Origin of the sequence: Arcobacter pernae (assembly GCF_049472135.1) — a bacterium.
Classification (GTDB): domain Bacteria; phylum Campylobacterota; class Campylobacteria; order Campylobacterales; family Arcobacteraceae; genus Arcobacter_B.
The window spans coordinates 25,708-49,153 of sequence record NZ_JBMOVV010000003.1 but is presented as its reverse complement, the minus strand read 5'-3'; the positions used below and the strand labels follow the sequence as shown (position 1 = coordinate 49,153).

Sequence of the window (23,446 nt, the reverse complement as noted above, 5' to 3'; positions counted from 1 at the left end):
ATGGAATACTTATGAAACTAATATTCAAATTATTAATTATTTCATTGTTAACTATAAATTTAAATGCTAATGAAAAAACATATGAATTTAAATCTACTTTTGGTTTTTTACAAACGGGAACTATATTAAATAGATTTAAAGATGCTAGAGTTGCTATAAAAGTGTGGCTTGAAGATATTGCAGCTTCATATGGTGGTAATTTGACTTTAAGATTTTATGATAACAATGCCACATTATATAATGACCTTAGAAATGGCAATCTTGATATGATTGTTTTAAATTTACCATTCTATTTTAAAAATAAATCTATTATTGATAAAGATGCAATTGAGTTTTGGTCAATAGCAATGAGTAAAGATAAATATATAAAATACTATTTAATAGCAGCTAAAGATAGTAATATAAACAGTTTTAAAGATATAAAAGGCAAATCAATTAGTATGATTACAAATGATTCTGTTGGTGATATTTGGATTGATAAAAATACTCTAATAAATTTCAAAAAAACTTATAAAAATGTTTTTTCTGAAATCCATCCTGTTTTAAAAGAATCAACAGCCTTATTGAATGTATTTTTTAAGAAAAAAGATTTAGCTGTTGTTACTAGAAAAACATGGGAAACAATGCTTGAGTTAAATCCTGCTATAAAAAATAGAGTTAAGATAATTGAAGAGTCAAAAGAGAAACATTTACCTTTTATTGGTTTCTTCTCAAAATATGCAGATAAAAAATCAATTGATGCTTTTTTTGAATTAAGTGCAAACTTAAAAGATTTAAAAGGAAGTAGACAAGTAATTGATCTTTTAAAGTTTGATTCAATTATAAAAGTAAATGAAGACTCTTTTTTAGAACTTGAAAAGTATTATAAAGAGTATGAACTATTACAAATGAGATATAAATGAAAAGTATTATAACTAAAGTATTTTTATTAATCTTTACATTGATTTTTACAGTTCTTGCAGTTTTTTCATACCAAGCAATAGAACTTCAAAAAGAATCTATTTTAGATAATTTAAAATCACAAGCAAAAAGTATTGCTTCTTCTATTACTTATGTAAATTCAGATGCAATGATTGTCGATGATGAGATTAGTCTTTTAGAGTTTTCTTATAATTATATACAAACCTCTAAACCTTTACACTCTTTTACAGTTGCTAGGAAAAATGGAAATAGCCTAATAATTACAAAATCTAAATGGTCTGTAGAAGCAACTTTAAATAAAGATTATGATTTTAAAGAAGAATCAAAAATTACATACTCAAAATATGCACAAAAAGCTGCATATTTTTATAGATATCCAATTATTTTATCTGGTATAAAATGGGGATGGATTGATTTAGAATTATCACTTGATGAGTATTATGCAAAACTTGATACTATGTATACACAGTTTTTTTACTTAGCAATCACAATGGTTGTTGTTGCTTTTTTTGCTTCATACTTTATTGCAAAGATGGTTAGTAAACCAATTGTTAAACTTGAAGCAGTTTCTGAAAATATTTCAAATGGTGATTTAAGTAAAAGAGCAGAGATTAATTCTTCTGATGAAATAGGAAGATTGGCTAAAAGTTTTAATAAGATGGTAGATAATCTTGAACTTTCTCAATATAGATTAAAAAAATCCCATGATGAATTAGAACTTAGAGTTTATGAAAGAACAAAAGAGTTAAAAGCCTTAAATGATACACTTGAAGATAGAGTAAAAGAAGAGATATCAAAGCAAAAAGAACAAGAACAGATATTAATCCAGCAGTCGAAACTTGCTGCCATGGGTGAAATGATTGGTAATATTGCTCATCAATGGAGACAACCTTTAAATGCTTTAGGTTTAGTTATGCAAAATATTCAGTTCTCATATCAAATGGATGAGTTAGATGATGAATTTATGCAAAGATCAATTGATAAAGTTAATACTTTAACAAAAAGTATGTCTAAAACAATTGATGATTTTAGAAACTTCTTTAAACCAACAAAAGAGAAATTGCAATTTAATCTAAAAGATCTTGTTCTTAAATCAAGTGCTTTAGTTGAATCAGCCTTTTTACATCATGAAATAAGTATTGAACATAAAAACTTTATAGATATTGATGTTTATGGTTTTGATAATGAATTTTCTCAAACAATTTTAAATGTTTTAAATAATGCAAAAGATGCAATTGTAGAAAATAAAATAGAAAATGGTTTAGTAACTATTAGTTTAGAAAAAGATGAAAAGTTTGGAAAAGTAATTATTCATGATAATGCCGGTGGAGTGCCTGAAGATATTATTGAAAAAATATTTAATCCTTATTTTACTACAAAAGAAGAAGGAAAGGGAACGGGTATTGGGCTTTATATGTCTAAAATCATTGTTGAGCAAAATATGGATGGTAAGCTTCAAGTTAAAAATGAAAATGAAGGTGCTACTTTTACAATTAGTGTTCCTTTATATAAAGATGTATAGAGTATAAAATGAGAAAAATTAATAAAGAACTATTTGAAAATATAAGTTTGTTATATGTAGAAGATGATTTAATGACTTCACAAGAAGTTACATTTTTTTTAAAAAAGTATATAAAGAATTTATATGTAGCAAAAAATGGTGAAGAAGGATTGGAGTTATTTAAAAAGCATAAGCCTGATATGATAATAACAGATGTTCAAATGCCAGTTATGAATGGCCTTGCTATGAGTGAAGAGATATTGAAAATAAGTCCAACTACACCAATAGCTTTAACTACAGCTTTTAGTGAAAGTAGATATATCTTAAAAGCAATAGAATTAGGAATTGATAAATATATTTTAAAACCTATCAATATTAAAGAAGTTCTTATTATTATTCAAAAAGCATTAAATTTAGAAATAAAAAAACATTTAGATAATTATGATGAGTATTTAAATTTTATTTTAAATACAAACCCAACTTTTATGTTTATAACACATAGTGAAAAAATTGAGTATATAAACAATGATTTTTTAGATTTTTTAGGATACACAAATAAAACAGAACTTCAAGAAGAATTAAATAAGTGTCAAGATATCTTCGAAATCAAGGGATTAGAAGAGTCTAATACTAATTGGATTGAATACTTAAAAAATAGTCCTCAAAAAGAGCATCAAATTAATTTTAAAGATAAAAATTTAAAGCAGAAATTTAATAGAGAGTTTGTTGTTACTTATAAGTATTTTAAAAATATGAATAAATCAGTTTTTGTTTTTAATGACAAAAATGAACTTAAATTAGATAAAATTAATTTATTAGCAACACAGTTATTAGAAAAAAATAGAGATAATAAAGAATTATCTTTTTATTTAGAAGAGATTATAAATACCTCAAATAAGATTGATTATTATGAATAACTTTAGTATAAAAGTAAAACTTATTGTAATCTTTATTTTAATAAAGATTATTCCTTTATTATTAATTTCTTATATTGCTTATAATGGGGCATTAAAATTAGATGTTTATTTAAAGCATAGTACTGATTATCTTTTTTCTCAAAGTAAAGAGATTATTATGCAAACAGCCGATCAATCAATTGAAGATAGTATTAAATTTCTTGATAAAAAATCCCAGTTATCTCTTGAGCGATTATCTTTAGAAATTTCTCATAAAGTAGCACAATTTTTATATCAAAGGGATGAAGATATACTTTTTTTATCTAAACTAGATATAAATCAAAAACTTCTTAAAAACTTTTATGAAAGTAAAAATAAAGACATAGTTATCCATGATAAATATTTTTATGATGATAAAACTGCTTCTTGGAATAAAAAAAATAGTGACCAAGAAATAGACTTAACGATTGAAGATATTTTAGAGGATAATAAAAAAGAGTTTAATTATACAAATCTAAAAACATTAAAGAAAAAAAGCATACCAATCTATAAAGAAGTTACTTTTTTTGATTTAGATGGAAAAGAGAGATATAAAGTATCATCAATTAATAATAAGTTATTAGATATCTCAAAAAAACACAATACATATATAAACTCAGAAGAGTATTTCCAAAAAATAGCTTCTCTTAAAAAAGGTGAGATATATGTTTCTAATGTTATTGGTGAATATGTAAAATCAAATGTAATAGGAACATTTACAAAAGAAAAAGCTAAAAAAATGAATATTGATTTTGAACCACAAAATCATGCCTATGCAGGTAAAGAAAATCCTTTAGGAAAAAAATTTGAAGGTATAGTAAGATTTATAACACCTGTTTATAAATCAGGTGAGAAAATAGGTTTCATTTCTTTGGCTTTAGACCATGAACATATAATGCAATTTACAGATACTGTAAATCCTACTTCAAATCAAGCTGTACAAGAAATAGCTGATGCAAGTGTTGGAAACTATGCTTTTATGTGGGATAATAAAGGTAGAAGTATTTCTCATCCAAGGGATTATTTTATTGTTGGTTTTAATAAAAATACAGGAGAGTATGAGAAACCTTGGTTAAGTAAAGATTTAGAAGAAAAGTTACAAGAATCAGGTAAAAGTTATAGCCAATTTTTGAAAAACTATCCAGCTTTTGATAATCAGACATTAAAAAAGAAGGCTAATATTCAACAATTATTACACGATGGAAATGTAGGATTAGATTGTAGATATTTAAATTTTGCTCCACAATGTAAAGGATGGATGCAAATTACTGAAAATGGGGGATATGGTTCTTTTTTAATTTATTGGAGTAAAGTATGGAAGCTTACAACTGCAGCTGCAATTCCTTATTATACAAGTCAATATGCTGAATCTAAAAGAGGTTTTGGATTTGTAACAATTGGTGCAAATGTTGATGAGTTTCATGAAGCAGCAAATCAAACAAAAAAGAGTATTTCTGAAATATTAGAACATCAAACTAATAGTATGGAAAAAGTTGTAAAACAAAATGAATTCGAAATTATAAAGTATATTAACTCTTTGATTAATGAATTGTCATTTATAACTGTTGTTATGGTTTTAGTAGTGATTATATTTGCTTTATATCTTTCTTCTTATATAAGTAATAAAATTGAGAAACTTTTAATTGGAACAAAAAGATTTTCAAATAATGATTTCTCTTATAGAATTGATGTAACAAGTAATGATGAAATAGGTAAGCTTGAGAACTCTTTTAATGAGATGGCTTCAAAACTTGAAAAGGCTTTAAATAAATATAAGAAGTTAAATAAATCTCTAGAAATTAAAGTAAAAGAAGAGATAAAAAAACAAAGAGAGCAAGAACAACTTTTAATTCATCAATCAAAACTAGCTTCTATGGGTGAAATGATTTCAAATATAGCTCACCAATGGAGACAACCATTAAATGCTTTAAGTTTAGTTATTCAAAATATAAAGTTTGCATATGAAATGGATGAATTAAATAAAGAGTATTTAGATAGGTCTGTGGATAAAGCTAATCTTCTAACTTCAAATATGTCTAAAACAATTGATGATTTTAGGGATTTTGTAAAACCAAATAAACTTAAAATAGATTTTGATGTTGAAAATGCAATTGATGAGGCTGTATGTTTAGTGGAAGCTAGTTTTAGTCACAATGAAATAAAAATCCATAAAGATTTTAATGCAAATAATATTAAAATCAATGGTTACAAGAATGAATTTGAGCAGGCTATCTTAAATATATTGAACAATTCTAAAGATGCATTAATAGAAAGAAATATTTCTACAAAAGAAATAATAATAAAAACTTCTGTAGAAAATAACAAACTAACAATTAGTTTTTTAGATAATGCAAAAGGTGTTAATGAAGATATTTTAGCGAAAATATTTGAACCATATTTTACAACTAAAGAAGAAGGAAAAGGAACAGGAATTGGTCTTTATATGGTAAAAACAATTCTTGAAACAAATATGAATGCTCATATTTCAGTTTATAATTATAATAATGGACTGTGTGTAGATGTTGTATTTAGTATTTAAGCATTTAAATAGTATAAATATATAATATAAAAAATTTGCTAGAATGAATTATAAAATAATTAGGTGTATGAAAAAATAATGAAAAAAATAAATAAAGAGCTACTTGCAAACCTTACAGTACTTTATGTTGAAGATGAAGATATGATTAGAGAAGAAGTGACATATTTTTTAAATCGTAATATACCAGATTTTCATACAGCAAAGAATGGAGAAGAAGGTTTAGAACTTTTCCATAAAATAAATCCTGATTTGATAATTACAGATATACAAATGCCAAAAATGAATGGTATTGATATGTTAAAAAAAATAAATAAGAAAAGTGTTCCTGTTATTGTAACTACAGCTTATTCTGATTTAGACTATTTCCTAAAAGCAATTGAACTACAAGTAAATAAATTTGTAATTAAACCAATAGATTTAATGCAGCTAATTTATGATATTCAAGATTGTTTTTTAACTACACATTTAAGAGATCAACTCTTTGAAAAAGATAATTTACTTGAAATAGTTGATGAAAATGTACTTTTATCAATTACAGATAAAGAAGGTAAAATTATAGATGCAAGTACTGCTTTTGCACAGTTTGTAGGTTATGATAAAACTGAGCTAATTGGTAATAAACACTCTATTTTAAGACATGAAGATACTCCAGATGAATTTTATGAGCATATGTGGAAACAAATAAGTTCAGGAAAAGTTTATAAATCAGAGATTAAGAATAGAAAGAAAAATGGAGATATTTATTGGGCAAACCTTTCAATTACTCCTGTTTTTGACAATGAAGATAATATTGTAAACTATACAGCTATTAGACAAGATATTACAGATAATAAAAAGCTTGAACTCTTATCAATAGAAGATGATTTAACAAAACTTTATAATAGAAGATATTTTAATGAGATTATTGAAAAAGAAATAAGAAGAGTAAAAAGAGAAGATATAAGTTTAAGTCTTCTTTCTTTAGATATAGATCATTTTAAAAAATACAATGATACATATGGACATCCAAAAGGTGATGAAATATTAAAAAGCGTTGCAAAAGCTTTAAAAGACTTAACATCAAGAGCAACTGATTATGTTTTTAGAGTTGGTGGTGAAGAGTTTTGTATCCTTTTTTCAGGATTAGATATTGAAGAGTCTTTAGTTTATGCAAAACAAATTGTTAAAAGTATTGAAGAACTTAAAATTGAACATTCTGCTAACTCAGCAAGTGAGTTTGTAACTATTTCAGCTGGTTTAATAGTTCAAAAATCTGAATATATTATAAATCAAGAAGAGTTATATAAAGCCTCAGATAAAGCCTTATATAAAGCAAAGGTTAATGGTAGAAATCAAGTTTATTTATCAAATAAATCTAAATAGTCTTGACAAATTTAAAATTATTAAATATACTTTGCACATAAATTACATAGGAGAGAAAATGAAAATTTTTGATTTTTACAATAATCATTTTATAAAAAGTGTTAACTCTCTTCTGCTTCTTAAAATCTCTCTCTAATTATCAAAATTAGACTTCACATATTTAAATCAAATATAAAATAAATCGTTATAGTTTTCTTTTTTATAAAATAAAAAAAGATATAATATTGCATATTTTAAAGGGTATATACAATGGATAAGAATAAAATTATAGTTTTCGATACTACATTAAGAGATGGTGAACAATCTCCTGGTTGTTCAATGAATACAGAAGAAAAAATAAAAGTTGCTTTACAGTTAGAAAAATTAGGTGTAGATGTAATTGAAGCTGGTTTTGCTGCTGCAAGTCCAGGTGATTTTGATGCAGTTTCAAGAATTGCAGAAGTTGTTAAAAACTCTTCAATTTGTTCTTTAAGTAGAGCAGTTGAAAATGATATTAAACAATCAGGTTTAGCAGTTTCAAAAGCACCATTACATAGAATTCACACGTTTATTGCAACAAGTCCAATTCACATGCAATACAAGTTAAAAATGTCACCTGATGAAGTAATTAAAAGAGCAGTTCATGCGGTTGAGTATGCTAGAACATTTGTTGATGATGTAGAGTTTTCATTAGAAGATGCAGGAAGATCAGAGATTCCATTTATGAAAGAAGTTATGGATGCTGTAATAAATGCAGGAGCTTCAACTATTAACTTACCTGATACAGTTGGATATAGATTACCAAATGAATTAGGTGCAATGGTAAAAGAGTTATCTGAATTTGCAGGTGATAGAGCAAGAATTTCTGTTCATAATCACAATGACTTAGGATTAGCAACAGCAAACACTTTAGCAGCAGTTGCAAATGGAGCTAGACAAATTGAAGTAACAATCAATGGTTTAGGGGAAAGAGCTGGTAACTCATCTTTAGAAGAAGCTGTGATGGCTATTAAAACTAGAAAAGATGCCTTTGGTGAATTATACACAACAATTAATACACCTGAAATTTACCCAACTTCAAGGTTAGTTGCAACTATCACAGGTGTTGAGCCACAACAAAATAAAGCAATCGTTGGTAAAAATGCATTTGCTCATGAAAGTGGTATTCACCAAGATGGTGTATTAAAACACCAAGAAACATATGAAATTATGAAGCCTGAAGATGTAGGTGTATTCAAAGATTCAACTTTAATCTTAGGTAAACACTCAGGAAGAGCTGCATTTAGAGATAAAATTGAACATTTAGGGTTTGACAAAGTAACAGATGAAGAGTTAAACTCTGCATTTGAAAAATTCAAAGTATTAGCTGATAAGAAAAAAGAAGTAACTGATGATGATATTAGAATGTTAATTACTGACGAGTCTTTAAATAGCGCTAAAACTTATGAGTTAGTTGGATTACAAATCTCTGATTGTTCAAATGGTTTACCAACAGCAGCAGTTTCAATTAAACACAATGATGATGTAATGAGTGATGCAAATATTGGTAATGGTACAATGGATGCAATCTTTAAAACTATTGATAGATTAACAGGAATAAATGGAGATCTTCAAAGTTATAATGTAACTTCAGTTACAGAAGGTAAAGACGCACTTGCAAAAGTTACAACAAGAGTAACATTTGATGATGAATCACCATCTTTTGTGGGACATGGTTTAAGCGTAGATACAATGCTTGCAACTGCAAAAGCTTACTTAGGAAGTGTTAACTCTTACCTTTCTCAAAAAGAAAGATTATCAAAGAAAAACGAACACCAAGTTTAATATTATAAAGTAGATTTTCTACTTTATAATAATCTCTTACATATTTAAAAATAACTTAACTTAAAAACTCAACTTTATCCAACAATTCAGTAAAAACAATGTAAAATAGATCTATTAACTAAAGTTAAAATAATTTTAGGATTAGTAGGAGACATAAAATATATGATGCAATTTAACTTCTTTTTGAAGCTATTAAAAGAGTCATTTAGGGATTTAATTCCCATAGTTGTAGTTATTCTATTCTTTCAACTAGCAATTATCCAAGCTGTACCCGAAGGATGGGTTAGCACTGCGATTGGATTAGGTATTGTTGGTGTTGGTTTAGCTATTTTTTTACAAGGGCTTGAAATAGGAATATTTCCTGTTGGAGAAGGCTTAGCAAAAAACTTTGCCAAACATGGCAGTATGGCATGGGTACTGTTTTTTGGTTTTTTAATTGGTTTTGGTACTACAATAGCAGAGCCTGCGCTTGCTGTTATTGCAGATAAAGCAGCCTCAATTTCTAGTGGTCGTATTGATGCCACTATGCTTAGACTTGTTGTTGCTGGCTCAGTTGGATTTGCTATTTTCTTAGGTGTTTATAGAATTTATAAGGGACACCCAATTCATTACTATATAATTGTTGGATATTTATTAGTAGTAAGTGTAACATTCTTTGCTCCAAAAGAGATTATTGGTCTTGCATATGATTTAGGTGGAGTTACAACTTCAACAGTTACAGTTCCTTTAGTAGCTGCACTTGGTATTGGTCTTGCTTCAACTATAAAAGGAAGAAATCCGGTTATTGATGGATTTGGTCTTATTGCTTTTGCCTCATTAACCCCAATGATTTTTGTACAGATTTATGGTATTGCAGTTTATAATCTAGTTGATGCTAAAGCTGTTGCTGAAGTTACTGTTCAAGCTGCTGTATCAAGTAATGCTGATATTTCAATTAGTTCAGTTATAAATGGTATTTTATCTGTTGTAAAAGATGTAGCACCTATTTTATTAATTATTCTTTTCTTCCAGTATGCTGTATTAAAAAAGAGCATTGAAAATGTTAAGACAGTATTTTTAGGTTTTGGTTTAGTAATTATTGGACTTTATGCATTTATTTTAGGACTTGAAATGGGTCTATTCTCTCTTGGAGAGACTATGGCTTATCAACTTACAAAATCTGATTCAATCTTAATGATTTATGCTTTTGCATTTGCTATTGGTTTTTCAACTACTATGGCTGAGCCAGCTCTTATGGCAATTGCTAAAAAAGCAAAAGATATTTCAGATGGTAAAATTAATGATTTTGTATTAAGAATATTTGTTGCAGGTGGTGTTGCTATTGGTATTGCTTTAGGTGCATTTAGAATTGTAGATGGTGGGCATATTCACTACTATATTATTGTTGGATATCTTGTAGTAATTATTCTTACATTTATTGCTCCTAAGTATATTATTCCTATTGCTTATGATAGTGGTGGGGTTACTACTTCAACTGTTACAGTTCCTTTAGTTGCTGCACTTGGTATTGGTCTTGCTACAAATATTGAAGGAAGAAGTCCTCTTATTGATGGATTTGGTCTTATTGCTTTTGCATCTTTATTCCCAATGATTACAGTAATGCTTTATGGTATTATCACTGAGAAAATTGGTGTTAAATCTGATACTGAAATCGAAAAAGAAGAGTTATTAAAAGATGCATTAATTGATGCTGAGAATATGGATTTAGCAACTGTAAATATTGATGGTTCATCAGTTAGACATTCATTAGACTTAGAGTTTAGTGCAGTTGTTATTATTGTTCCTGTAGATAAAAAACTAGATGCAATTGCAGCAGCACATAAAGCAGGAGCTTCAGGTGTTACTGTTTTAAGAGCAGATGGAATAGGTCTTGAAGAGATGGCCAACTTCTATAGAACAAATTTTGAAGCAAATGATACTTTACTTCTTTTCTTACTTCCTAAGTATTTAGTAAATGGTGTTATTAAATCAATAATTCATTCATTACATATTACAACTACAGGAAAAGGTATAGCTTTTGCTTTCCCTTTAACTCATATGAAAGGTATCTCTTTATCAAAAGAGGATATTTTTAAAGAAAAAGCATATGAAGTTAAAATAGATAAAGATGAAACTAAAGAGAAAGAGAATGAAAATGATAGAAGCGAACAACTTAAATCAGATTCAAAATAGTATTAATACAGGGGAACCTGTATTAATATATTTTTCAGGAGAAAACTGTTCTGTTTGTAAGGTTTTAAAACCAAAAGTTGAGAAAAGTGTAAAAGAAGAGTTTTCAAGATTTGTGATGTATGAAGTAAAAACAGATATACATAAAGAACTTACAAGCCATTTTACGGTATTTTCTATTCCTACAATATTGGTCTATTTTGATACAAAAGAGTTTAGAAGGTATGGAAGAAATATGTCTATTCCTTTATTTCTTGAAGAGTTAAGAAGACCTTATACTTTAATGTGTGAGTAAGGATATATGAAAAGAACACTTTTAATTTTTCTTTTAGTATTTATTGCAATGCAAGCAATACAAACTGAACAAAAAAACTATGCTGTTGAAAAAACTTTAGAGATTAAAGCTCCTGATGATATTATGACAATGTTTAAACAATCTTGTTATGATTGTCATTCAAACGAAGTAAACTGGCCTTGGTATTCAAATATTGCACCTTTTTCTTGGATTATTAGTGATCATGTAAATGATGGAAGAAAGTGGTTAAACTTCTCAGAGTGGGAAAACTACACTCAAGAAGAGAAAGAAAAGAAATTAAAAGGTATTTACAGAACAGTTTATGCAGTTATGCCTTTAAACTCATATCTTTGGCTTCATGAAGAAGCTGATCTTACAAAAGAGCAAAGAAAGCAAATAAGAGATTGGACGGGAGTTAGAAAGTAACGTGAGAGAAGAAGTAGCAGAACTTTTAGATAATAAAAAAACACTATTAACAATCACATATTTTAAACTTCAAGAACTTTTTGAAAAAAAGTATGGTGAAAATACAGTAGTTCTTATGGAAATAGGAACATTTTTTGAGGTTTATGAAGTTAATAATGATGAAATGCAAATAGGAAAAGCGAAAGAAATAGCTGAACTATTAAATATTCAATTAACAAGAAAAAATAAAACTATCTTAGAGAATTCTGCTGAAAATCCTATTATGGCAGGTGTTCCTGCTATATCTTTTGATAAGCATCTTGCAAGAATTATTGCAGAGCAAAAATACACAGTTGTAGTAATAAGACAAAAGGGAGTTCCTCCAAAAGTTACAAGATATTTAGATACTGTTGTAAGTCCAGGAACTAACTTTGATTTTGTAATTGACCAAGATGAAAACAATATTACATCACTAGTTATTGAGCAAATAAAAGGTATTTATTTAGTTGGATATAGTGCTATTGATGTAACTACTGGTAAGTGCTACTACAACGAGGTTCATGGAACAAGTGAAGATAAGTTTTATGCTTTAGATGAAGTGTTTAATTATATGAATATGCATAAAACAAATGAAGTTATTGTAAGTTTTGCTGATAAAAGTATAAATCAAAAAGAAGTAATAGATTACTTAGAGCTAAACTTAAAAACTTTTCATATAGGCTCTTTTCGACCTAAAATAAATTACCAAAATGAACTATTTAAAAATGTATTTGATATTCAGTCTTTATTAACTGCGATTGAGCATTTGGATATGGAAAGAGTTCCTTTAAGTACAGAAGCTTTAGCTGTTTTGATTGATTTTGTAATAGGTCATGATTCAAATATTATTCAAAAACTATCTCTTCCTCAAAAGTTAGATGTTGGAAAATATATCTATTTAGGAAACAATGCTTTAGAGCAGTTAAACATAATAGAAACAACTCATAATCCAAGCTTGATTAAGCTTATGAATAACACTTCTACTGCAATGGGAAAAAGACTTTTAAAGGAAAGATTAACTCATCCTGTAAAAGATAGCAAAGAAATATTAAGAAGATTTAATCTTTCAAAAGAGTTGTTTGATTATCACGGACCAATAGAAAATGAACTAGCAAATATCTATGATATTGAAAGATTAACTAGAAGAATTAAATTAAGTAGACTTCATCCTTTTGAACTAAACTATTTATATGATTCCCTTCTTAGTATAAAAGAAGTTGTAACTTTCATGGAAAACTATAAGTTTTTAACACCTCCTTGTAGTAGTGCAGAGCTTGGACTTTTTATTCAGTCAATTGATTCTACTTTTGATTTAACAGTATCTGGAAAGTATATGCTAAAAGATGTGGAAGCAAATATGGTTTGTGAGGGAATAAATACACAAATTGATGAGTTAAATACTCAAAATATTGAACTTTATTCAAAACTAGAACTACTTAGAAAACATATTTTAAAGTTTTTAAATGCAAATGATGAATCAAACTTTGTGAGTATAAATCGACTTGATAAAGAAGGTTTTTTCTTAACGATGACTAAAAATAGGTTTAATCTTATAAAAGAAGAGCTTTTAAATTCTCATATAATTATAGATGATGATTTACTTTTATTTAAAGATTTTAAGATAAAGGTGCAAACAAACTCAGTTAAGATTTTTTGTAGATTAACTGAGAGTGTAAGTGATAAATATGTACATAATCTAAAAAAAATAGTTGAATTAAATAAGTTAGTATTTAAAGAAAAACTAGTTGAGTTTGAAAAAAAGTTTTCTAAACTTTTAGAAGAATTAGTTCAGTTTATTGCTGAGGTTGATTTAACTGTATCAAATATCAAAACAGCTAAAAAATACAACTATACCTGTCCAAAAATAGTTAAAACAAAAGATGATGAAAATTTTATTGAGCTTATTGATTTAAGACATCCAATCATTGAAGCAAATGAAGAACAAGGTATTTATGTACCAAATGATATTATCTTAGGACAGTTATCTTATGCTTCAAAAGAGTATAAAGATAATGTGATTATCAAAAATTCAAATCCTGTAAATATCAAAGATAATAAAATGCATGGGGTTTTACTTTATGGTATAAACTCATCAGGTAAGTCTTCACTTATGAAATCAATAGGTATAGCAGTTATCTTAGCACAAGCTGGTTTTTATGTACCTGCAAAGTCTATGAGGTTTTCAATCTTTGATGCTGTTTATACTAGAATTAGTGGAGCTGATAATATAGCAAAAGGTTTATCATCATTTGCAGTTGAGATGTTGGAGCTTAAAAATATTTTTAATAGAGCAAGTAAAAAATCACTTATTTTAGGTGATGAAATTTCCCATTCAACTGAGACGATGAGTGGTTTAAGTATAGTTGCAAGTGCTATTTTAAAACTTGCAAAATTAGAGTCTATTTTTGTATTTGCCACACATTTACACCAACTTCCAGAAATAGAAGAGATTCAAAAACTTAAAAATATTATCTCATTGCATTTATCTGTTATGTATAAAGATGATGAAGATAAACTTATTTTTGATAGAAAACTAGCATATGGAAGTGGTTCATCTATGTATGGTTTAGAGTATGCAAGGTCACTTCATATGGACAGAGAGTTTTTAAGTGTAGCAAATGATATTAGAAAAAGATTAACAGATGATTATGATAAAATAGAAAGACTTACTCATAGAAAAACATCTAAGTATAATAAAAATGTTTTTGCTTCAACTTGCGTAATTTGTGGTAAGGCCTGTGATGATGTTCATCATATAAAAGAGCAAGCTAGAGCAAATAGAGATGGATTTATTGAACATATTAATGCAAATCATAAATATAATCTTATTCCATTGTGTAAAGAACACCATAAAATGGTGCATGATGGTAGTATAAATGTAAATGGATTTGTAGCAACTTCTAATGGACTAGAATTGCATTATACAATGGTAGAAAAGTAAAGAGAGTTAAAACTCTCTTTCTTTTTTTATTTTAAGTATATTTCTTATAAGTAAACCTATAAAAAACAAAGCAATCCCACCATTTAGTAAAAAGCCTTCCATATTTCCATCGTGATAGAAAATATATGAAAGTGCTATAAAAACAAGTGAAATTACTAAACACATATTAAAGTGCTTTGAAACCTTCTTCTAAGTCAAGTGTTCCTTCATAGAATGCTTTTCCTACAATAACACCTGCAATATTTCCGTTTTCTTTACAGTTTGTGATGTCATTTATATCTTTTACTCCACCTGAAGCAATAGTATCAACTCCAGAAGCTTTAGCAATTGATTCTGTAAACTCAACATTTACACCACAAAGCATACCATCTTTAGAAATATCTGTACAAATGATAGCTTCAACACCTGCATTTGCAAACTCTTTTGCTAAATCAGTTGCCTTCATAGTTGAAACTTCTGCCCAACCTTCAACAGCAACCATTCCATTCATAGCATCAATTCCAACAGCAATAGGGTATTTTGCTGCCATATCTTTTACAAATTGTGGATCTTTTACCGCAATAGAACCTAAGATAAGTCTATCAATTCCAAGTTCTACATACATCTTGATAGTCTCTTCATCTCTGATACCACCACCAACTTCGATTTTTAGATTACAGTTTTCTTTGATTTTTTTGATTTGTTCTAAGTTTGCTGGTTCACCTGCAAACGCACCGTTTAAGTCAACTACATGAACCCATTTAGAACCTAATTCTTCAAATCTTTTTGCAACTTGCCAAGGCTCATCTGAATAGATTTTTGCACTATCCATAAGTCCTTTACTTAATCTTACAGCTTTCCCGTCTTTTAAATCAATCGCTGGTAAAATATCCATACTTTTAATGTCTCCTGTTTTTATAATTCTTCTTTTCTTTTTAGCATAAATTTTCTATTGTTTCATCAATAGTTTTGTATTTAAATTCAAAACCTAAATCCATAAGGTTTTTAGGAATAGCGCTTTGTCCATCAGTTAGAACTTTTGCACCTTCACTAAATATTATATTTAAAACAAATTCAGGTAATGGAAGTATAGTAGGTCTTTTTAGTGTTTTTCCTAAAGCAAGTGTTAAACCTTTATTTGTAGTTGGATTAGGAGCTGTCAAATTAAAAATGTTTTCATGATTGTTTTCAATTACAAATTTATAAGCATTTAGTAAATCTTCAATATGAATAAAACTAAAAGCTTGCTTTCCACTTCCAATAACACCACCAAGTCCAAGTTTAAAAGGAGTTAACATTTTTTCTAAAGCACCACCATCTTTTCCTAAGACTATACCAAATCTAAAGATAGATACTTTTGTACTTTCACTTCTTGCTTTTAAGGCTTCTTCTTCCCAATCTTCAGCTAATTTCCCTAAAAAGTCACTAGTATGAATTCCATTTTCATCATATGTTTGTTTATTATCATAAATACCAACTGCTGATGTTGATATAAGTTGTGATGGCTTGTTTTCAACTTTATTTATAGCTTCAACTATTGCTTTTGTTGTATCAATTCTACTTGAATAAAGTAGCTTTTTATAACTCTCACTCCATCTATTTATGATATTTGCTCCTGCAAGATTTATAATTATATCACTTTGATTTATTATCTCTTGCAGTCTTTGCTGATTTGATAAGTCACCTCTAGCAATAGGCAATATTTCATAACCTAAATCTGTAAAATACCTTTTAAGATTTGTTCCTACAAATCCACTTGATCCTGTTATTGCTATTGTTTTCATTGTGACTCCTTTAAAAATTATTTAATTTTTATAAAGTTTTCTAAAATCTTAATTCCATTATCATGAGATTTTTCTGGATGTGGTTGGAATCCATAAACATTATCTTTATTTACAGCACTTGCAAACTCATATCCATAGATTGTCTTACCTATAATATTTTCTTCTCTTGTTTGAGCATGGTAAGAGTGAACAAAATATAAATATGGATTTTTAAGTCCTTCAAATAAAGCATGTTCTTTATTTATAATTGTATTCCATCCCATATGTGGAACTTTCATATCTTCATGCATTTTAGATTTGTCAAACTTTACTACTTCTCCATCAATTAAACCAAGACCTTCCGTATGCCCGAATTCCTGAGAACTTTCAAATAAAAGTTGCATACCAAGACAAATACCAATCATAGGTTTTCCAGTTTTAGAAAACTCATAAATTGCTTCTTTCATACCTGTCTCATTTAGGTGTTCCATTGCATCAGCAAAAGCTCCAACTCCTGGTAATATTACTCTGTCAAAATTCTTTAGTTCATTTGGGTCTTTTACAATTGAAGCTTTTGCATCAATTAGGTGACAAGCATTATAAACACTTGCTAAGTTTCCCATATTATAATCAATAATTCCTATCATATATACCCTTTAATAAAAACTTATTATACTAAAGTTTTGCATCAGCTAGGGTTAAAGAGAATAGTACTTGATTATTTCTTTTCTCTAAAGCTTTTTTTGCTTCTTTAATTGTAGCACCAGTTGTGATTAAATCATCACATAAAATTGTCGTTTGATTGGATATTTTTGTACATTTAAACTTACGGGGATTTTTCTGTCTAAATTCAAGGTCTTTTCCTGCATATTTGACTATATTTTGTGCTTTTAAGCAGTTGTATTTAGGCTTTATATTTTGTGAGTTTAAATACCGTGCTAATATTGCTGTATGTGAAAACTCATGCCTTACATGATCATCAATAGGAATGGCAAGAATATTTTGAAAATAAGTAAAATTTTGTGCAAATTTAAAAAATGATAACTTAGCTAAAAGATTAAAAACTATATCCCCGTGAAAATAGTATTTAGAACTAATAAGTTCTTCTATATCACTTAAAGCATAAAAAGAGTAGTTAAAAAAATCTTTTTCTATTTCTCTTTTATGAAAAGAGGCTTGAAGTAGGGTGTTTTGACATTTTTTACAAATGATTTGAAAGCTTAGATTTTCACATAATATACATTTCATAATAAGTATAATAACATAAAAAATTATAATGATATGGTAAATTAAGAAGATTTAAAGTAAAAATTGAATTTAAATAAGGTATAAAGTATATAAATAAAAGAGATACTGAAGATATATTATATCTTCAGTACAGCCATAAATGCTTCTTGTGGTACATTTACTTTACCAATAGCTTTCATTCTTTTTTTACCGGCTTTTTGTTTCTCTAATAGTTTTCTTTTTCTAGTGATATCACCACCGTAACATTTTGCAGTAACATTTTTCCCCATAGACTTTACAGTTTCTCTAGCAATAATATTTGTTCCAATTGATGCTTGAACTGCAACTTCAAAAAGTTGTCTAGGAATTAATTCTTTAAGTGCCTTAATAAACTCTCTTCCTCTTGATACTGCTTTATCTTCAGGAACGATAATAGATAGTGCATCCACTACTTCACCTGCAACTCTAATATCAAGTTTTTTAAGCTCACCTGGTCTAAATCCAATTGGTTCATAATCAAATGAAGCATAACCTTTTGTTGTTGATTTTAGTTTATCATAGAAGTCCATAACAATTTCGTTCATTGGAATATCATACTCTAATAAAACTCTTTTTCCTAAGTAATCCATTTTTATTTGGATTCCTCTTTTGTCATTAAGAAGTTTGATTACATTTCCTAAAAACTCATCAGGAACTAAAATAGTAGCTTTTACATATGGTTCAAAAATAGTATTTATATAGTTTGGTTCTGGTAACTCAGAAGGGTTTTGAATAACAACTCTTTCCCCATCACTTTTTTCTACTTCATAAACTACTGTTGGTGCTGTTGCAATTAAATCAAGATTAAATTCTCTTTCTAATCTCTCTTTAATAACTTCCATGTGAAGCATACCTAAGAAACCTGTTCTAAATCCACTTCCAAGTGCAGCTGAAGATTCTGGCTCAAAAGATATCGAAGAGTCGTTTAATTGAAGTTTTGTAAGTGCTTCTCTTAAGTCTTCAAATTTATCTGTTTCAATTGGGTAAATACCAGCAAATACAAATGGTTTTGCTGGTTCAAATCCATCAATTGCTTCTAATGTTGGGTTTTTAGCATCAGTCATTGTATCACCTACTGCAATACCATCTAATGTTTTAAGTCCTAGTACTACAATCCCAATTTCACCTGTTTTTATTTCAGTTGTTTTTTGTCTTTTTATTGGATGTGGATACATTAAGTCAAGTACAGGATGTTCTACTTTTGTATTCATCATTTTAAGTAATTGACCTTTTTTTATACTTCCATCATATACTCTTACAAGTGCTAAGGCACCTAAATAGTTATCAAACCAAGAGTCATAAATAAGTGCTTTTGTAGGTGCATTTTCATCACCTGTTGGTGCAGGAACTCTATCTACAATTGAATCAATTAAGTCCTTAACTCCAAGACCTGTTTTAGCAGAAATTAGATTGTGTTCTGTACAGTCAAGTCCAACAGCTTCTTCAGTCTCTTCAAGTACTCTATCTGGGTCAGCAGATGGTAAGTCAATTTTATTTACTACTGGTAAAAGTTCTAAGTCATTATCAAGTGCAATATAAACATTTGCAATTGTTTGAGCTTCAACACCTTGTGTTGAGTCAACAATAAGTAAAGCACCTTCAGATGAAGCTAGAGATCTACTTACTTCATATGAAAAGTCTACGTGCCCTGGTGTGTCAATAAGATTTAGAACATATTTTTGTCCATCTTTTTCATAATCTAGTCTTACACTTTGAGCCTTGATAGTAATACCTCTTTCTTGTTCAATGTCCATAGTGTCCATCATTTGTGATGACATTTCTCTATCACTAACAGCTCCACACTCTTGTATGATTCTATCAGCAAGAGTTGATTTACCATGGTCAATATGAGCGATAATACTAAAGTTTCTAATATTTTCTTGCAAAGTTAATCCTATTATTTTTAGTTATATATTCGCGATTATATCTAAAATTATGTAAGTTTATAGTTAAAAGAAAAAATAAGGGATTTTATAAGATTTAGAGATTATCTAAATCTTATAAATTTGAGAGATTATTGATTAATAAGTCCAGTAACTCTTCTGTTTTGTGCTCTACCTTCTGCTGTATCATTTGTAGCAATTGGTCTAGTCTCACCATACCCAACAGCAGTAAGTCTTGAAGCTTCAATACCAGTTTTTATAAGCTCTTTTACAATTGAGTTTGCTCTTCTAAGTGATAAAATTTCATTATATTTTTCACTACCTTTAGAGTCTGTGTGAGCTTCAATTGTAGCAGATAAGTTACTATTTTCTTTTAAGATTTTAGAGAAACTTGAAATTTGATTTTCATACATATCTTTCACATCAGCTGAGTTGTAATCAAAATTTATTTTTAAATCAACAGTTGCTACACAACCACTTTCATTAACTTTTACACCTTTTGAAGTATCAGGACATAAATCTAATCTATTTACAACACCATCTTTATCATCATCTAATTCACATCCATTTTTATCTACTTCTACACCTGGTAATGTATTTGGACATAAATCTTTAGAGTTTAAAACGCCATCTCTATCATCATCTTTATCTTCTACAACAACAGGCTTAATCTCTTCCTCTTCAACTACAGGAATTTTTGCAACGATTGGTTCATTATATTTTTTTCCAAGAGGCATTGCTAAACCTAAAGTATACATAAAGTCATTTCTACTGTTTTCAAAAGAGTATAAATGTCTTAAATCTCCTTTTACGGCAATACCATAATAAGGAATATCATATCTTAAACCAGCACCCCAATTAAAGAATATTGAGTCTTCATTTTCACCTAATTCTTGAGAAACATCTTGGTTTCCAAGTCCTGCAAGACCATAAGCTGAAAGCTTATCAGTAATTCCATATTTTTTAACGGCATTTAAAAAGATTCTATTCATGTTTGTATTAGAACCACTCTTATATTCAACACTTTGGCTTCTAATAAAACCTAACTCTACTTGATCAATCATCATATTATCTAGGTTTTTAGCTATTGATAAACCACCATTTAAATAGTTGTCATCTTTTAATTTATTACTTGAGTCACTTAAAATTCCTGCTGCATATCCTGTAACTTCATATCCATATTCATTACTTGGATTACTCGCTGCAAATAATAAAGAAGATGAGATTACTGATGCGAAAATAAGTTTTTTCATCAAAATCCTTTTGAAATAATTTGGTAAATTATATCATAAAGTATTTACATAAAAAGTTAAATAATAGAAAATAAGATAAAAAAATAAGATTAAATATTAGTAAAAAAGGAAATTTATTAAAAATCCTTTTTTTACTAAACTATTTTGTAATTACAGCAGTAACTCTTCTGTTTTCTGCTCTACCTTCAACAGTTTTATTAGTTGCAATTGGTCTTGTTTCACCATATCCAATAGCTGTTAATCTTGAAGGATCAATATTTTGAGCTTTTAGTGCTTCTACAGCAGATGCAGCTCTTCTTTCTGATAGTTTTTGATTATATTCATTTGAAGCAGTTGAATCAGTATGTGCTTCAATAGTAGCTTTTAATTTGTTATATTTTTTTAGAACTTTAGCAAATTCAATGATTTTAGAATCATATGTATCTTTTATTACAGATGAATCAACATCAAAATTGATTTTTAAATCAACTAAAGTTATGCAACCTAAATCATCTACTTGTGCACCTTTCATAGTGTCAGGACATTTGTCTTTTTCATCAATAATACCATCTTCATCTGTATCTTTTGGTACAATCTTCATAGGCTTTTTTTCTACAATTTTAATAGGAACAGGCACAGGCTTATTAACTTTTATAAATGAGTAAGCTAAACCCATTGTTGCTAATAAAGTATTATCTCCATGGTCTGTTTCAATTAGATGTCTTAAATCAAATTTAAAATCTAAACCATCAGTAATATTATATTTTACCCCAGCTCCATAATTTGCAAATATACTATCTTCATTTCCAGCATATTCATCATCAAAAAACTCATATCCTAGACCAGCAAGAGTATAAAGAGAAACATCAGAATTAATTTCATAATTTTTTACAACATTTGTAAATACTCTTAATATTCCAGTGTCTCTGTTTGCAACTTTTTTATAGTCAACATCTTCAATGGTTTGTAAAAAACCTATTTCAACTTGGTCAATAAAAGAATCGCCAAGCGTATTTATCCCAATAGTTAGCCCTGCATTAGAAAAATGATCTTCTAAATCAGTATTATGTTCAGCTATAGAAGCACCAATAATAGGAGTTACCTCGTATTTATACTCGTTGTTTGCAGCAAACATCATTGTTGCACATACAATTGATGATAATAATACTTTTTTCATGATGTATCCTTTTTTAGTATTCTTATAAATTATAACAGTATGAATATTGAAGTATTATTAAGCAAATTATAAAGATAAAAAAAGGGACACAGAAAACCTGTGTCCCTTTTTATTTGTGTATGTATCTAAAATTATTTAGAAATTACAGCAGTAACTCTTCTATTCTCTGCTCTACCTTCAGCAGTTTTATTAGTTGCAACTGGTTTTGTTTCACCATAACCAACAGCATTTAATCTAGAAGCATCAACATTTAATTCAGTTAAAGCTTTAATTGTTGAGTTCGCTCTTTTTTGAGATAATTTTTGATTATAAGCTTTGCTTCCAATTGAGTCAGTATGAGCTTCAATTGTTGCTTTTAATTTTGTGTTGTTTTTCATAACATTTGCAAATTCTACAATTTTTGAAGAGTATTGCTCTTTAATTTTTGCAGAGTTATTGTCAAAGTTAATTTTTAAATCAACTAATGTCATACATCCTACAGTGTCAACTTTTGCATCAGCCATAGTATTTGGACATTGGTCTAATCTATTAACTACACCATCTTTATCATCATCTAATTCACAACCTTGTGCGTTTACGATTGCATTTGCAACTGTATTAGGACATTTGTCATTTGCATCAATTACACCATCGTTATCTGAATCAAGTGGTGCAGGCTCTATTACTTTTTCTACAACTGGAGCTGGAGCAGCAACTTTTCCAAATGGAATTGATAATCCAACATTGTATAATAAAGTATTATCACCATGGTCAGTTTCAATAGCATGTCTTAAATCAACTTTAACAGCCATATCTTCATAGAACTTGATTTTTACACCAGCACCATAGTTACCAAAAAGTCCATTTTCATTACCAGCAAATTCATCTTCAAAGTACTCAACACCTGCACCTACTAATGCATATAAGCTGTAAGTTGAGTTTAATTCGTACTCTTTGATTAAGTTAGTAAATACTCTTGTAACACCTGTGTCTCTATTTGCTACATTTTGATAGTTTACATCTTCAATTGATCTTAAGAAACCAACTTCTACTTGATCAAAAATTGAATCAGTTTGATTAAATCCAATTGCAAGACCAGCACTTCCATAAGATTTTGGTAAGTCTGTATTATGCTCAGCAAATGCTGTTGAATACATTGGAGTAATTTCGTATTTGTACTCAGCTGCGTTTGCAGATAGCATCATTGATGCACATGCAATTGTAGATAGAATGATTTTTTTCATAATTTATCCTTGT

The 23,446-nt window shown here is 28.3% G+C and carries 18 protein-coding genes; 10 read left to right on the top strand and 8 right to left on the bottom strand.

All coding sequences use genetic code 11. The annotated features are described in order from the left end of the window. Positions 1–11 precede the first annotated feature (11 nt). The 10 genes from ACH5BF_RS04370 (at position 12) to ACH5BF_RS04325 (ending at position 14,910) form a co-directional block, all read left to right on the top strand. Complete coding sequence (locus ACH5BF_RS04370) at positions 12–902, top strand: PhnD/SsuA/transferrin family substrate-binding protein (RefSeq protein ID WP_423272953.1); 891 nt, start codon at positions 12–14, stop codon at positions 900–902. Next, a complete protein-coding gene (locus ACH5BF_RS04365; RefSeq protein ID WP_423272952.1) occupies positions 899–2,443 on the top strand; it encodes a sensor histidine kinase in 1,545 nt (514 codons plus the stop codon). Before ACH5BF_RS04370 ends, ACH5BF_RS04365 begins: the two co-directional genes overlap by 4 nt. 8 nt (positions 2,444–2,451) lie before the next feature. Continuing rightward, on the top strand, positions 2,452–3,339 hold the full coding sequence (locus tag ACH5BF_RS04360; protein WP_423272950.1) for a response regulator transcription factor: 888 nt from the start codon (positions 2,452–2,454) through the stop codon (positions 3,337–3,339). Beyond that, positions 3,332–5,896 (top strand): ATP-binding protein, encoded by a 2,565-nt coding sequence (locus ACH5BF_RS04355; RefSeq protein ID WP_423272948.1) that lies wholly within the window; start codon positions 3,332–3,334, stop codon positions 5,894–5,896. Before ACH5BF_RS04360 ends, ACH5BF_RS04355 begins: the two co-directional genes overlap by 8 nt. A gap of 78 nt (positions 5,897–5,974) precedes the next feature. Next, a complete protein-coding gene (locus ACH5BF_RS04350; protein WP_423272947.1) occupies positions 5,975–7,258 on the top strand; it encodes a GGDEF domain-containing response regulator in 1,284 nt (427 codons plus the stop codon). 249 nt (positions 7,259–7,507) lie between these two features. Then, positions 7,508–9,061: a 2-isopropylmalate synthase gene (locus tag ACH5BF_RS04345; protein ID WP_423272946.1), complete on the top strand. Its 1,554-nt coding sequence runs from the start codon at positions 7,508–7,510 to the stop codon at positions 9,059–9,061. Between the two features lie 162 nt (positions 9,062–9,223). Further along, on the top strand, positions 9,224–11,233 hold the full coding sequence (locus ACH5BF_RS04340) for a DUF1538 domain-containing protein (protein ID WP_423272945.1): 2,010 nt from the start codon (positions 9,224–9,226) through the stop codon (positions 11,231–11,233). Beyond that, positions 11,190–11,525: a thioredoxin family protein gene (locus tag ACH5BF_RS04335; RefSeq protein WP_423272944.1), complete on the top strand. Its 336-nt coding sequence runs from the start codon at positions 11,190–11,192 to the stop codon at positions 11,523–11,525. The genes ACH5BF_RS04340 and ACH5BF_RS04335 overlap by 44 nt, the downstream gene beginning before the upstream one ends. 6 nt (positions 11,526–11,531) lie before the next feature. Next, positions 11,532–11,951 (top strand): heme-binding domain-containing protein, encoded by a 420-nt coding sequence (locus ACH5BF_RS04330; protein WP_423272943.1) that lies wholly within the window; start codon positions 11,532–11,534, stop codon positions 11,949–11,951. 1 nt (position 11,952) lies between these two features. Next, positions 11,953–14,910, top strand: coding sequence for a MutS-related protein (locus tag ACH5BF_RS04325; protein ID WP_423272942.1), 2,958 nt, complete (start codon positions 11,953–11,955; stop codon positions 14,908–14,910). Positions 14,911–15,076: 166 nt separating this feature from the next. On the opposite strand, the gene hisA is transcribed toward ACH5BF_RS04325, so the two are convergent. The 8 genes from hisA to ACH5BF_RS04285 form a co-directional block, all read right to left on the bottom strand. Further along, on the bottom strand, positions 15,077–15,784 hold the full coding sequence (gene hisA, locus ACH5BF_RS04320) for a 1-(5-phosphoribosyl)-5-[(5-phosphoribosylamino)methylideneamino]imidazole-4-carboxamide isomerase (RefSeq protein ID WP_423272940.1): 708 nt from the start codon (positions 15,782–15,784) through the stop codon (positions 15,077–15,079). Between the two features lie 40 nt (positions 15,785–15,824). Further along, a complete protein-coding gene (locus ACH5BF_RS04315; protein ID WP_423272939.1) occupies positions 15,825–16,673 on the bottom strand; it encodes a TIGR01777 family oxidoreductase in 849 nt (282 codons plus the stop codon). Positions 16,674–16,690: 17 nt separating this feature from the next. After that, on the bottom strand, positions 16,691–17,299 hold the full coding sequence (gene hisH, locus ACH5BF_RS04310; RefSeq protein WP_423272938.1) for an imidazole glycerol phosphate synthase subunit HisH: 609 nt from the start codon (positions 17,297–17,299) through the stop codon (positions 16,691–16,693). Positions 17,300–17,327: 28 nt separating this feature from the next. After that, entirely contained in the window at positions 17,328–17,900 is a 573-nt protein-coding gene (locus ACH5BF_RS04305; RefSeq protein WP_423272936.1) for a ComF family protein, read from the bottom strand. A gap of 116 nt (positions 17,901–18,016) precedes the next feature. Beyond that, positions 18,017–19,804, bottom strand: coding sequence for a translation elongation factor 4 (gene lepA / locus ACH5BF_RS04300; protein ID WP_423272934.1), 1,788 nt, complete (start codon positions 19,802–19,804; stop codon positions 18,017–18,019). Between the two features lie 128 nt (positions 19,805–19,932). Next, complete coding sequence (locus tag ACH5BF_RS04295; RefSeq protein WP_423272933.1) at positions 19,933–21,054, bottom strand: OmpA family protein; 1,122 nt, start codon at positions 21,052–21,054, stop codon at positions 19,933–19,935. A 139-nt stretch (positions 21,055–21,193) separates the two neighbouring features. Continuing rightward, positions 21,194–22,210 carry an OmpA family protein gene (locus tag ACH5BF_RS04290; RefSeq protein ID WP_423272932.1) on the bottom strand — a complete coding sequence of 339 codons (1,017 nt, stop codon included), beginning with the start codon at positions 22,208–22,210 and terminating at the stop codon, positions 21,194–21,196. 131 nt (positions 22,211–22,341) lie between these two features. Beyond that, complete coding sequence (locus ACH5BF_RS04285) at positions 22,342–23,433, bottom strand: OmpA family protein (protein WP_423272931.1); 1,092 nt, start codon at positions 23,431–23,433, stop codon at positions 22,342–22,344. Between the last annotated feature and the right edge of the window lie 13 nt (positions 23,434–23,446).